This is a genomic window from Bacillus altitudinis, from assembly GCF_001191605.1.
Taxonomy (GTDB): Bacteria; Bacillota; Bacilli; order Bacillales; family Bacillaceae; genus Bacillus; species Bacillus altitudinis.
Genome location: NZ_CP009108.1, coordinates 3,288,881 through 3,300,396, shown reverse-complemented (window position 1 = coordinate 3,300,396; position 11,516 = coordinate 3,288,881). Strand labels below are relative to the sequence as shown.

Genomic DNA, 11,516 nt, shown 5'->3' with positions numbered 1-11,516 from the left:
ATTGGATAACTCGTTAATATTTAATGGTGAAAGAAATTGAAGGCTGCCCAAGTAAATATTTCACATTACCCATTGAGAAGGATATATTCTTCTGTTAAATCAACAAACGCCTTCAAAGCAGGAGACATCCATTTATTTTTATGCCAGAATAGTTGGATTTTTGTTGTGAGACAGGGTCCCATCCAATTGATTTTAATCATATGGCCTTCTGTTATTTCTCTTTTTATAGAAATTTCGGGAAGTACAGCAATTCCTAGACCAGCCATTACACATTTTTTTATGGCTTCTACATCTGCTAGTTCTAGTTTACTTCTCGGTTTTGCTCCTGCCTGTGTCAAAGAGTGTTCGAAGGCATAACGATAATCGCAGTCTTCGGTTAACAACAATCTTTGCTCGTCTAAATCGATAGGATATACTTTTTGTTTTTTGCTCAATGGATTTGTTGGACAGCATACAATCGCCATCGGTTCATCTTTTAATTCTTTTACAATTAAATGTGAGGATACGACAGGATTCATCGATAATAGGGCGACATCAATTTGTCCTTCCAGTAATAGATTTAAAACATCCTTTTCAGCTATTCCGGGACGAAAAATCAGTTCTACTTTAGGATACGTTGTTTGAAAGTCCGTTAAAATATGAGGAAGTCGATAGGTACATTGTGTTTCAGATGCACATATTCTCAAAATGCCGCTTGGCTCACTCATCCCACCAACAGCCTCTAATGCTTCTCCTGTTAAACCTAAAATCTTATCCGTATAATCTTGAAACTTCATGCCAGCTTCTGTTAAAATGACCCTTTTTCCAAGCCTTTCAAATAGAGGGGTTCCTAGCTCTTCTTCTAATGCAGCGATATTTGCTGTGATACTAGATTGAGCATAGCCAAGTATTTGTGCTGTTTTTGTAAAGTTTAATACTTTTGATGCTGTTTGGAACATCATCAGTTGCTTTATTTCCAACGTCAATCCCTCCTAAATCGGATGAGCCGATTGATGCAATCAGAAAACTTCTATAGATAGATCATAACATTTTTACTATGATAAAAGTAGGCGCTTTCATTATTTAGAATGTTCAGATTTTACAGGGGGGATGGCTTTGTTTGAAACGATTGTCAATTCAATAAATGACTTTTTATGGACATATATTTTAGTCGTTATGTTAATAGGGATTGGAATCTACTTTACGGTGAGAATGAAGTTTATGCAAATTGTCTTACTAAAAGAGATCTTCCGTTCTATTTTTGAAAAAGCCCCAAAAATAAAAGGGAGTCAAGACATTTCTTCAATGCAAGCTTTCTTTATCGGAGCAGCGACGAGGATTGGAACTGGAAATATGGCAGGTGTTGCTATTGCCATTACAGTTGGTGGTCCTGGAGCTATTTTCTGGATGTGGTTTGCAGCAGTTTTAGGGGGAGCTTCTGCATTTGTCGAAAGCACACTCGCTCAAATATATAAAGTGAGAACAAGTGATGGTTTTAAAGGGGGACCAGGCTATTATATTCAAAAGCAATTTGGACTGAAATGGCCGAGTAGGATCTTTGCCTTTTCTGTTATTCTTAGTTTTGGCTTAATTTTTAATGCAGTACAAACGAACACCATCACAAATGCCTTTCGATATTCATTTGGTATCAGTCCAATTGGTATGGGGGTATTCGTAACCATTCTTACGGCGCTCATCATTTTTGGTGGTGTAAAGAGAATTGCCCGCTTTACCCAAATCATTGTGCCAATCATGTCCTCGTTTTATATTATCTTAGCACTTTATGTGATTGTGACAAATATCGCTGATGTACCCGCAGCATTAACAAGTATTATGAAAAGTGCGTTTGGATTAGAGCAAATGGTTGGAGGCGGAATCGGCGCTGCAATAATGAACGGTGTCAAACGCGGTTTGTTTTCCAATGAAGCAGGAATGGGAAGTGCGCCAAATGCCGCTGCTGCTGCCCATGTTTCACACCCAGTAAAACAAGGGTTTGTTCAATTATTAGGCGTATTTTTTGATACATTAGTTGTTTGTAGTTGTACAGCATTTATTATTATGCTATCAACAGTAGAAACAGCAGGTGATTTGTCAGGTATTGAAATTACTCAAGCTGCAATGGCGCAGCATTTCGGTTCTTGGGCTAGTATTTTCTTAGCATTTGCGATCTTTACTTTTGCATTTAGCTCTATTGTAGGTGGCTACTATTACGGTGAAGCCAATATCGGTTTTATTCATAACACTGTATCCGCGCTATTCGTGTATCGAATCACTGTTTTAATGATGATCATGTTTGGTGCTCTCGCCAACTTACAAATCGTTTGGACGTTAGCGGACTTGTCGATGGCAATTATGGCTATTGTTAACTTGGTTGCCATTGCGATTTTAGGCAAATTTGCTTTTGCGGCTCTAAATGATTACATGGGACAAAGAAAGGTAGGAAAGAACCCTGTTTTTTACGCTTCTACCATTCCAGGTTTAAAAGGAATAGAATGGTGGGGAGCAGAAAAACAAGCGATTAAATCAACAAATGAAGGGGTAGAAAATCAATGATAAATTTTGAATATGATTGTCATACGAAAATGATCATGGGGACTGGAAAATCTAAAGATATTGCCTCTATTGTAGAGGACATTGTATTGCCTAGTGCTACAATTATGATTGTGACTGACCCTGGTGTAAAAAGCGCAGGATTGGTGACGCCTATTGAAGCATATTTACAAGAAGCTGGTTATTCCGTTGTCGTCTTTGATCAAGTATCACCAAACCCTAGAGATCATGAATGTCTAACGGGTGCAGAGCTCTTTAGAAAAGTACAAGCATCAGCGGTAATTGCGATTGGCGGAGGCAGCCCAATGGATACGGCAAAAGCCATTGCTTTATTAGGTCCAAATGGCGGTAATCCTGAAGAGTATATAGCAGGGAAGAAGGCGTATACAAATGTATCACCCTTAATTTGTATTCCAACCACGGCTGGAACTGGCTCTGAGGTGACCCGTTCATCTGTGATTACGTTAGCTGCTTCACATAAAAAAATCACCTTAAAACATGCCTTGCTTCGACCAACTATTGCGATTTTGGATCCTGCTCTTACTTCTACGGTGCCAAAAAGTATAACAGCGGCAACAGGTGTTGATGCACTGGTCCATGCGATTGAAGGCTATACATGTAAAGAAACAAACCCTATATCTAAGGCGATGGGAGCAAGCGCAATGAAAACCATTGTGACCTATTTACCGAAGGCGTATGAAGACGGGTCTGATTTAGAAGCAAGATACAAAATGCAGGAAGGCAGTTTACTCGCTGGCTTATGCTTCGGTTCTGCTGATGTAGCAGCCGTACATTGTTTAGCCGAAGCGCTCGGCAGTCTTTATGATACGCCTCATGGTATCGCAAATGCTGTGTTTTTACCTTATGTCATACAATTTAATGCAGCTGAAAACAAATCATTGCACATAGAGCTTGCAAACATTATGGGCTTTGCAGATAAAACGGATGCAGATGATGTGGCGATTCAAAAATTAATGGATGGTATGTATACATTCACAAAGAATTTAGGTATTCCATCACTAAAAGAATTATCTTATGTAAAAGTAGAGGATTTTGAAAAAATGGCTGAACTAGCAGAACAAAATAACTCTACAAAAAGCAATGTTCGTGCCGTTACGAAAGCGGACTACTTAGATATACTAAAGGCTGCTTTTTCATATAGTCATACAGAAAAAGAGCCGAATAGAATGACTGAATGATAAACACAAACTTTCCCAGACTTTACACAAGAAGCAAACGACTATGTCGTCAATATGGAGAATTACAAATATACCACCCTCCTAATGTATGATTTAGGTGGTGGTTTTTCTATGTCCCATTTGACTAGGTATCGTGTATACATGAGTGGTATGATAGACGACAACATCTCATGAGAGAAAGGATAGGATAAACGATGAACTTTCACAATAAAACCGTCATCATCACTGGCGCAGCCAATGGAATTGGTGAATCGATCGCGTATGGCTATGCGAAAGAAGGGGCGCGTGTCGTGCTTGCGGATATTGACGAAGAGAAGGGCAAGCGCTTGGAAGATCAGCTGAAAAAGGAGTCCTTTGAGGCTTTTTTTAAAAAAACGGATGTGAAACAAGAGAAGGATATTCAAGACATCATGTCGGCTGCCGTGGCTCGTTATCAAACGATCGATATTCTCATCAATAATGCAGGGGTTATGTGTACAAAATCGCCTTATGAGCTAACGGTTGATGAGTTTGATCATGTGCTGCATACAAACCTACGAGGTGCTTTTTTATGTGCAAGGGAAGCGGCACGTTATATCAAAGAGAATCCAAACGGCGGTTCCATTGTGAATATGTCATCTACCCGTGCGACCATGTCAGAGCCTCATACAGAAGCGTATGCTGCATCAAAAGGCGGGATATCAGCACTTACTCATGCGCTGGCTGCTTCTTTTAGTCAGGATCATATAACAGTAAACAGCATTTCCCCTGGGTGGATTGAAACGAAGGATGAGAAAAATTTGCGAGAAATTGACCATCAGCAGCACCTTTCCAATCGAGTAGGAACGCCAAAGGATATTGTCAAAGCTTGTTTTTATTTAACAGATGAAGACAATCAATTTGTGACAGGAACCGATTTGGTTGTTGATGGCGGCATGACTAGAAAAATGATTTATGCGGATTAACATGAAAAAACATTGACGTCTTGACGGAGGCGCAGTACAATATAGAACAATTCAGCTGAAGATCGTGATGAAAAAAAGATAAAGCGCAAATAGAGAAGAGTATGTAATGGCTGCCTCACACAGAGAACTCCGTGAAGCTGAGAAGGAGCTGGGAAGCGTTACAGAACCAAGCCTCTTAGCTCTGCACCGGATTCATTGTGATGGTGGTGCAGCGGCATTCTCCCGTTATAGAGATGGGTTAGCGATAACCTGCTAAGGTTCATCTGGTAACAGGTGAATGAACTGAGGTGGCAACGCGGAGTCAATCCCGTCCTCAAGACAGAAATGTCTTGGGGGCGGGATTTTTTTATGACAAAAAGGAGGGCACTACGATGAAAAAACATTGGCGGGATATGAGCATGTTACTTGGAGCGATTGGTATTGCGAACATAGGAGAATGGATTTATATGATTGCTCTCCACCTGCTGATTTTTCAGGAAACGGGCTCCGTTCTTGCTGTAACAGCCGTCTATATGTTAAGACCTGTCTCGGCTCTTTTAACAAATAGCTGGTCTGGTAGTTTAGTAGATAGACTGAATCAGCGGAATGTCATGATCAGTCTAGATCTATGCCGGGCCGTTCTGATTGCTTGTTTACCCTTTGCCTTATTTTCAGGCCACTTATTGATCGTATATGTGATGCTATTTCTCATTCATATGGCACAAGCCATGTTTCATCCAGCTTCGATGGTGTATATGACAGCACTAATCCCGGCGGATAAACGAAAACGATTTAATGCCATTCGATCTTTGCTTCAGTCTGGTGGATTTTTACTCGGACCCGCCGTAGCAGGGTTGCTTTTTCTCATTGGTACACCAGCCCTTTCAATTTATGTAAATGCAATCTGCCTTTTGATATCTGCTGTTTTGACGATGTGTTTACCGACTTTGTCAAAAGCAGCCGGGGCACAAAAAGGCTTTTCTCTCTCAGTATTAAAGGAAGATGCAAAACTTGTCTTTCGTTTCAGTCTCACATCCCGGCAAGTGATGGCCGTGTATTTATTATTTAGTGCTGCCATCACGGTGCTGCCGACTGCGATTGACTCACTTGAAGCAGCTTTTGCAAAGGAAGTGCTGATGTTGACCAATACCGAATATGGATTTCTTGTCAGTGTAGCTGGAGCAGGGATTATCGCAGGGGCATGTCTCAATACGGTCATTGTCGAAAGGCTGCCTATTTCAGTGATGCTTGGTGCGGGAAGTTTGTTTGTGGCTTTTGGATACTTGATCTATGCTTTTTCAAGCACATTGACTGTCGCAGCAGCTGGCTTTTTTGTTCTCGCTTTCTTTTTAGCATTTGCAAACACCGGTTTTATGACTTTTTATCAAACGAATATCCCGGTAGAGGTTATGGGGAGAGTGGCAAGTTTTTATGCGTTATGTGAAGCTGTTCTGACGATGATGATGACAGGAATATGCGGAGCATTGGCGCATGTGTTATCGATACGTACTTCTGTCATGATTGGCTGCCTATGTATGCTTCTTATTTGTCTGTTGCTATGTTTTGTCATTTTTCGTCCATTGACTGTCAAAAAAATAGTGCATCTTACTTAGAAAATTAAAAAAATTATGTTATCATTATTTAAGTAAGTTAATTAAATTGATGAGAAAAGGAGTCTTACAAATGAAAGCACTACGCTGGCACGATCAAAAGGACATTCGACTAGAGGAAATTGACGAACCAACAGTTGCTCCAGGAAAAGTGAAACTGAAAGTAAAATGGTGCGGCATTTGTGGTAGTGATTTACATGAATATTTAGGCGGACCGATCTTCATTCCTGTGAACGAACCTCATCCACTTACAAAAGAAAAAGCACCCATTACATTGGGACACGAGTTCTCTGGTGAAATTGTAGAAGTTGGAGAAGGCGTGAGTAATTACAAAGTAGGCGATCGAGTGGTTGTTGAACCTATTTTTGCAACTCACGGGCACCAAGGTGCTTACAACTTAGATGAAAACATGGGCTTCTTAGGACTTGCTGGTGGCGGTGGAGGATTCTCTGAATATGTATCTGTCGATGAAGAATTACTTCATTTGTTACCAGACGAAATTTCATATGAGCAAGGTGCACTTGTTGAACCTTCTGCAGTTGCTTTATATGCGGTTCGTTCTAGTAAAGTGCAAGCTGGGGATACAGCAGCTGTGTTTGGCTGTGGACCAATCGGTTTACTTGTCATTGAAGCATTAAAAGCAGCTGGTGCTACTGACATTTATGCAGTGGAATTATCAAAAGAGCGCCAAGAAAAAGCAAAAGAACTTGGAGCGATCATTGTAGATCCTTCTCAGTATGAAGATGTTGTTCAAGAAATCGCACGCCGGACAAATGGTGGAGTCGATGTTTCTTTTGAAGTGACAGGTGTACCTGTTGTATTGAAGCAAGCAATCCAATCAACTAGAATTTCAGGTGAAACAGTCATTGTAAGCATTTGGGAAAAAGGCGCAGAAATTATGCCGAATGACATTGTCATTAAAGAACGTACAGTCAAAGGAATCATCGGCTATAGAGACGTATTTCCATCTGTATTAAACTTAATGAGAAAAGGCTATTTCTCTGCAGATACACTCGTCACGAAGAAAATTAAGCTGGACGATGTGATCGAAGATGGCTTCCATGCATTAATCAATGAAAAAGATCAAGTGAAAATTTTAGTCAGTGCTGAATAAGTAGGACGATAAAGAGAATGGCAGATGCCGTTCTCTTTTTTTTATAAGAGCATGCGATTTTTCATAAAGAGGGAATCGGCTGAATAGTGATAAGTGCAAAGATGTTTATAAATAAAGGAGATGACATCATGTTTTATCACATTAAAGAACTGCAATATGAAGCAAAGCCCTCTAAGCCGGACCCTCTTTATGCGAAAAAATTACAAGAGGTGTTAGGCGGTCAATATGGAGAAATCAGCGTGATGATGCAATATTTATTTCAAGGGTTTAACTGCCGAGCGGATCAAAAATATAAAGACTTGCTCCATGACATTGGAACGGAGGAAATCGGTCATGTCGAAATGCTGGCAACGATGATTGCTCGATTACTTGATAATGCCCCAGTTAAAGAACAAGAAGAAGCGTATCAAAGTGATCCAGCACTTGCAGCCGTCATGGGCGGAATGAATCCTCAACATGCAATTGTTGCAGGCTTAGGGGCAATGGCAGCAGATAGTCAAGGGTATCCGTGGAATGCAAAATATATCATTGCAAGCGGAAATTTAATGGCTGACTTCCGGGCAAATTTGAATGCGGAGTCACAAGGCAGACTTCAGGTTACACGGCTTTATGAAATGACCGATGACCGCGGAGTGAAGGATATGCTCTCCTTTCTCATTGCTCGTGATACATATCATCAAAATATGTGGCTGGCTGCAATTAAGGAATTAGAAGAACGAGAAGGGGATGTCGTTGTTCCAACCACCTTCCCGCGCTCACTGGAAAAACAGCAAGTATCCTATGATTTGTTTAACTTCTCAAGAGGAGAAGAAAGCAAAGAAGGCAGATGGGCACATGGCCGAAGTATGGATGGAAAGGGAGAATTCAGATATATTTCTGCTCCTGTCGTGTTCGGCTCTGCGCCTAAACTCAAACCAGCACCGAAAGAACTATATAACACACCGAAAAAAGGAGAATAAAAAAGTCGATCAGGGTTTGTGCCTGATCGACTTTTTTAACGTCCAAGAGATTTTCCGTACACGCTGACTCGTTTCTCTAACAAAGCAAAAGCGAGTTCAAAGAAAATACTAAGCATCCAATAGATCAAAGCAGAGACAAGATACGTTTCTAAAAACTTGTAGCCATCATTTGCAATGATGCGCGAGATTCCCATGATTTCCAGTACACCAATTGTAAACGAAAGGGATGTGGCTTTTAACAGCTGAATGAGCTGATTCCCTAGGTTTGGCAGGGCAACCACAAACGCTTGCGGTAAAATAATGCGAATCATCGCCTGTCTGGTGGTCATGCCAACGATTTTCGCCGCTTCAAGCTGCCCTCTGTCTACTGCAAGAAGTGCGCTGCGGACCACTTCTGTTAAATGTGCGGCTGAATGCAGGCTGAAGGTGATAAGGGCAACGGTAAGCGGGGAGACCAGATCCGGGTGGAAGGTCAAACCAAAAGTGCTATTCATTTTGGTCAGAACAAATGGAATGCCATAAAAGAAAGCAAACAACTGAACAATGAGAGGTGTTCCTCTAAAAAATGAGACATAGAGCGTGACAAGCTGGCGGAGCACAGGGATACGAAAGAGGCGAATGAAAGCAAAAACAGATCCAATCAAAAGGCTCACAGCCATAGAAACAAGTGCAATCAATAAGGTAAAGGGAACGCCTTTTAGAATATGTGGTATTTGGTCAATCGCAAATGATATATCAATGGTTTGCATCAAATCGCCTCCTTAGCGTGACAGGCTGGTGCGGCCTTTCACAAATTTTCTTTCCAGTAGCATCGTGATCAGTTCAATACTGATGCAAATCAGCCAATACACAATTGCAATGATGACGTACACTTCAAACATCCCTATCCCGTAGTTATTACCTAGGATGATTTTGACCTGTCCCATCATATCAATGAGTCCGATTGTAAATGCAATGGCAGTATCTTTCACGAGATCAATGGTGTAATTTCCGAGGTTCGGAAGTGCAATGAGAAAGGCTTGTGGAATAATGATCCTCATTAATGCCTGAGTATCTGTCATCCCAACAATGTAAGCTGCTTCAAGCTGATCTTTCCCAACAGAAGAATATGCACTGCGAAAGACTTCAGATAAATAAGCGCCCGTATGTAACGAGAATGTGATCATCACAAATAACACACGATCCCAATGATTGATTTGAATTCCGGCCATGAGTAAAAGCTGAGGCAGACCAAAATAAATCAGAAATAACTGAACAATGAGCGGCGTACTTCGTGTAAATGACAAATAAATGACCGCCAATTGTTTCAGCACTGGAATTTGTTTGATTCGAATGCAAGCAAACAGCAATCCGATGATGATGGCAAAAAACAATGACACCACAATCATAAGAAATGTGAGTGGCAGACGATCAACCACTTGTAAAAAGATTCTCAGCCAATCTCCAGCTGTAAACGTCATGGCGCTTCCTTCCTTTCTTCATATTGATAGCCTTGCTCTGATATATAGTCAATATCTTGAAAGAAATCAACGCCAAACCATTTCTTCGCAAGGTCAGGTAATGTTCCGTCTTCTATCATCTCTTGTGTCACTCGGTCCAATTGTGATGCTAGTTTCTTTTGACTAGGCTGTAAGACAAGATAAATAGGTTCCTTTGAGACAATGCCGCCCACTTTGACTTTCAGGTGAAGATGTTTTTGTATCGTATCAAAGGTTGAAATATTCATAAAAGCCGCATCGGACCGTCCACTTTCGACTCGTTTTAAATTGAGTTCGTTTGAAGGGCTTTCAATGGTCGTGAGCGGAATTTTCGGATCATTTTCTTCATTATATTGATTTAATATGGAACGAAGGCCGCCGCTAGGACTGACGGGAGCGAGCTTTTTTGATGTCATATCGTCTAGAGATTGAATATCTTGCTCTGATTCATTCACAATTAAACCTGTCATCGAATAGCCGTATGGAACCTTAGGATAAAGAAAGCGTTTTTCACGTTCAGGATTACTAAAAAACCAATTAGCCGCCATTTCAAATTTCCCAGCGCCGATCCCAATTAAATTGGATTCTTCCTCGCCAAAGATATAATCAAAATGTATATGTGGCAAACGTTTCTCGACTTCATTTAAATAATCGATGTTATAGCCAATCGGCTCGTTGCGGTCATTTGTGGCTAAAAAAGGCGGATTGACTTCTGCGCTTAGTGCAACTTTGACAATTTGTCTGCCATCATCTGTTGTTGTTTTCACACTACTGCAGCCAATGAGAGAGAGGAGAAACAGAAGGATACTAGCGGCGGTGAATAAAGTCTTGCGCTTCATCTGTCTTCCTCCAATCCTTGCCACATCCCGCGATGAATTCTTGATAAAAATTGTTTCGTCCGTTCATGCTGAGGCTTCATCAGGACGTCTTCTGGTGAGCCTTTCTCAACGATTTCCCCATCTGCCATGAAGATCACTGTATCCGCTACATCCTTTGCAAACGAAATTTCATGCGTCACAATGACCATCGTCATGCCTTGGCTCGCAATATCTTTCATCATTTCAAGGATTTCTCCGACCATCTCTGGGTCTAGTGCAGACGTTGGTTCATCAAATAAAAGCACCGCAGGATTCATGGCAAGCGCACGGGCAATTCCGATTCGCTGCTGTTGACCGCCGGATAATTCACTTGGAAACGCATCTTTTTTATGAAGCAGTCCAATTCGTGTTAACAATTGCTCTCCGATTTTTTCCGCCTCTTTTTTAGACATGTTTTGAGAAACAATCAATCCTTCTGTGATGTTTTCAAGTGCTCGTTTATTTTGAAACAAGTGATAATGCTGAAACACCATAGACGATTGCTGTCTGAGTTTTAGAAGATCTTTTTTTCGATATTGTTCAAATTGAATCGTGGCTTCTCCAACTGTCAGCGTTCCTTTGTCTGGGATATCAAGGCTGTTTAAACTGCGGAGAAGTGTTGTTTTTCCTGATCCGCTCGGTCCAATAATGGCGACCACTTCACCTTCTTGTACGGTGAAATCAATTCCTTTTAACACATGAGTTGACCCATAGGATTTATGTAGATTAGTAGCAGAAATCATAAAAGCATCACGTTCCTTTGACATATGTACTTAATATTGATAAAATTTAACACATTAAATCCTATAAGTAAAGTGTGTTTTAATAATACCTATTGGATAAATCG

11 protein-coding genes are annotated in these 11,516 nt (G+C 40.8%); 6 read left to right on the top strand and 5 right to left on the bottom strand.

Annotated features, from left to right (window positions below):
- Positions 1–65: 65 nt before the first annotated feature.
- Positions 66–959 (bottom strand): LysR family transcriptional regulator, encoded by an 894-nt coding sequence (locus ID12_RS16705; RefSeq protein WP_008342630.1) that lies wholly within the window; start codon positions 957–959, stop codon positions 66–68.
- 130 nt (positions 960–1,089) lie between these two features.
- Between ID12_RS16705 and ID12_RS16700 the strand changes: the two genes are divergently transcribed.
- The 6 genes from ID12_RS16700 (at position 1,090) to ID12_RS16675 (ending at position 8,334) form a co-directional block, all read left to right on the top strand.
- Positions 1,090–2,532 carry an alanine/glycine:cation symporter family protein gene (locus ID12_RS16700; RefSeq protein ID WP_050827486.1) on the top strand — a complete coding sequence of 481 codons (1,443 nt, stop codon included), beginning with the start codon at positions 1,090–1,092 and terminating at the stop codon, positions 2,530–2,532.
- Complete coding sequence (locus ID12_RS16695) at positions 2,529–3,728, top strand: iron-containing alcohol dehydrogenase (RefSeq protein WP_017367676.1); 1,200 nt, start codon at positions 2,529–2,531, stop codon at positions 3,726–3,728. Before ID12_RS16700 ends, ID12_RS16695 begins: the two co-directional genes overlap by 4 nt.
- 194 nt (positions 3,729–3,922) lie before the next feature.
- Positions 3,923–4,672 carry a glucose 1-dehydrogenase gene (locus tag ID12_RS16690; RefSeq protein WP_050827484.1) on the top strand — a complete coding sequence of 250 codons (750 nt, stop codon included), beginning with the start codon at positions 3,923–3,925 and terminating at the stop codon, positions 4,670–4,672.
- A 371-nt stretch (positions 4,673–5,043) separates the two neighbouring features.
- On the top strand, positions 5,044–6,264 hold the full coding sequence (locus ID12_RS16685; RefSeq protein ID WP_050827482.1) for an MFS transporter: 1,221 nt from the start codon (positions 5,044–5,046) through the stop codon (positions 6,262–6,264).
- Positions 6,265–6,334: 70 nt separating this feature from the next.
- A complete protein-coding gene (locus tag ID12_RS16680; protein WP_008342621.1) occupies positions 6,335–7,375 on the top strand; it encodes a 2,3-butanediol dehydrogenase in 1,041 nt (346 codons plus the stop codon).
- Between the two features lie 128 nt (positions 7,376–7,503).
- A complete protein-coding gene (locus tag ID12_RS16675; protein ID WP_007501404.1) occupies positions 7,504–8,334 on the top strand; it encodes a manganese catalase in 831 nt (276 codons plus the stop codon).
- Positions 8,335–8,369: 35 nt separating this feature from the next.
- Here ID12_RS16675 and ID12_RS16670 read toward each other — a convergent pair whose 3' ends face one another.
- The 4 genes from ID12_RS16670 to ID12_RS16655 are packed head-to-tail and all read right to left on the bottom strand — an operon-like array spanning position 8,370 to position 11,412.
- Positions 8,370–9,083: an amino acid ABC transporter permease gene (locus ID12_RS16670; RefSeq protein WP_050827480.1), complete on the bottom strand. Its 714-nt coding sequence runs from the start codon at positions 9,081–9,083 to the stop codon at positions 8,370–8,372.
- 12 nt (positions 9,084–9,095) lie between these two features.
- On the bottom strand, positions 9,096–9,794 hold the full coding sequence (locus tag ID12_RS16665) for an amino acid ABC transporter permease (RefSeq protein WP_008342617.1): 699 nt from the start codon (positions 9,792–9,794) through the stop codon (positions 9,096–9,098).
- Positions 9,791–10,651 carry an amino acid ABC transporter substrate-binding protein gene (locus tag ID12_RS16660; protein WP_017358081.1) on the bottom strand — a complete coding sequence of 287 codons (861 nt, stop codon included), beginning with the start codon at positions 10,649–10,651 and terminating at the stop codon, positions 9,791–9,793. Before ID12_RS16660 ends, ID12_RS16665 begins: the two co-directional genes overlap by 4 nt.
- Positions 10,648–11,412 carry an amino acid ABC transporter ATP-binding protein gene (locus tag ID12_RS16655; protein ID WP_024718348.1) on the bottom strand — a complete coding sequence of 255 codons (765 nt, stop codon included), beginning with the start codon at positions 11,410–11,412 and terminating at the stop codon, positions 10,648–10,650. The genes ID12_RS16660 and ID12_RS16655 overlap by 4 nt, the downstream gene beginning before the upstream one ends.
- Positions 11,413–11,516 lie beyond the last annotated feature (104 nt).

Excerpts from the sequence above, each read along its gene's own strand:
- ID12_RS16690 (WP_050827484.1), top strand. The coding sequence starts at position 3,923 with ATGAACTTTCACAATAAAACCGTCATCATCACTGGCGCAGCCAATGGA.
- ID12_RS16685 (WP_050827482.1), top strand. The coding sequence starts at position 5,044 with ATGAAAAAACATTGGCGGGATATGAGCATGTTACTTGGAGCGATTGGT.
- ID12_RS16680 (WP_008342621.1), top strand. The coding sequence starts at position 6,335 with ATGAAAGCACTACGCTGGCACGATCAAAAGGACATTCGACTAGAGGAA.
- ID12_RS16670 (WP_050827480.1), bottom strand. The coding sequence starts at position 9,083 with ATGCAAACCATTGATATATCATTTGCGATTGACCAAATACCACATATT.
- ID12_RS16660 (WP_017358081.1), bottom strand. The coding sequence starts at position 10,651 with ATGAAGCGCAAGACTTTATTCACCGCCGCTAGTATCCTTCTGTTTCTC.
- ID12_RS16665 (WP_008342617.1), bottom strand. The coding sequence starts at position 9,794 with ATGACGTTTACAGCTGGAGATTGGCTGAGAATCTTTTTACAAGTGGTT.
- ID12_RS16700 (WP_050827486.1), top strand. The coding sequence starts at position 1,090 with ATGGCTTTGTTTGAAACGATTGTCAATTCAATAAATGACTTTTTATGG.
- ID12_RS16695 (WP_017367676.1), top strand. The coding sequence starts at position 2,529 with ATGATAAATTTTGAATATGATTGTCATACGAAAATGATCATGGGGACT.
- ID12_RS16675 (WP_007501404.1), top strand. The coding sequence starts at position 7,504 with ATGTTTTATCACATTAAAGAACTGCAATATGAAGCAAAGCCCTCTAAG.
- ID12_RS16655 (WP_024718348.1), bottom strand. The coding sequence starts at position 11,412 with ATGATTTCTGCTACTAATCTACATAAATCCTATGGGTCAACTCATGTG.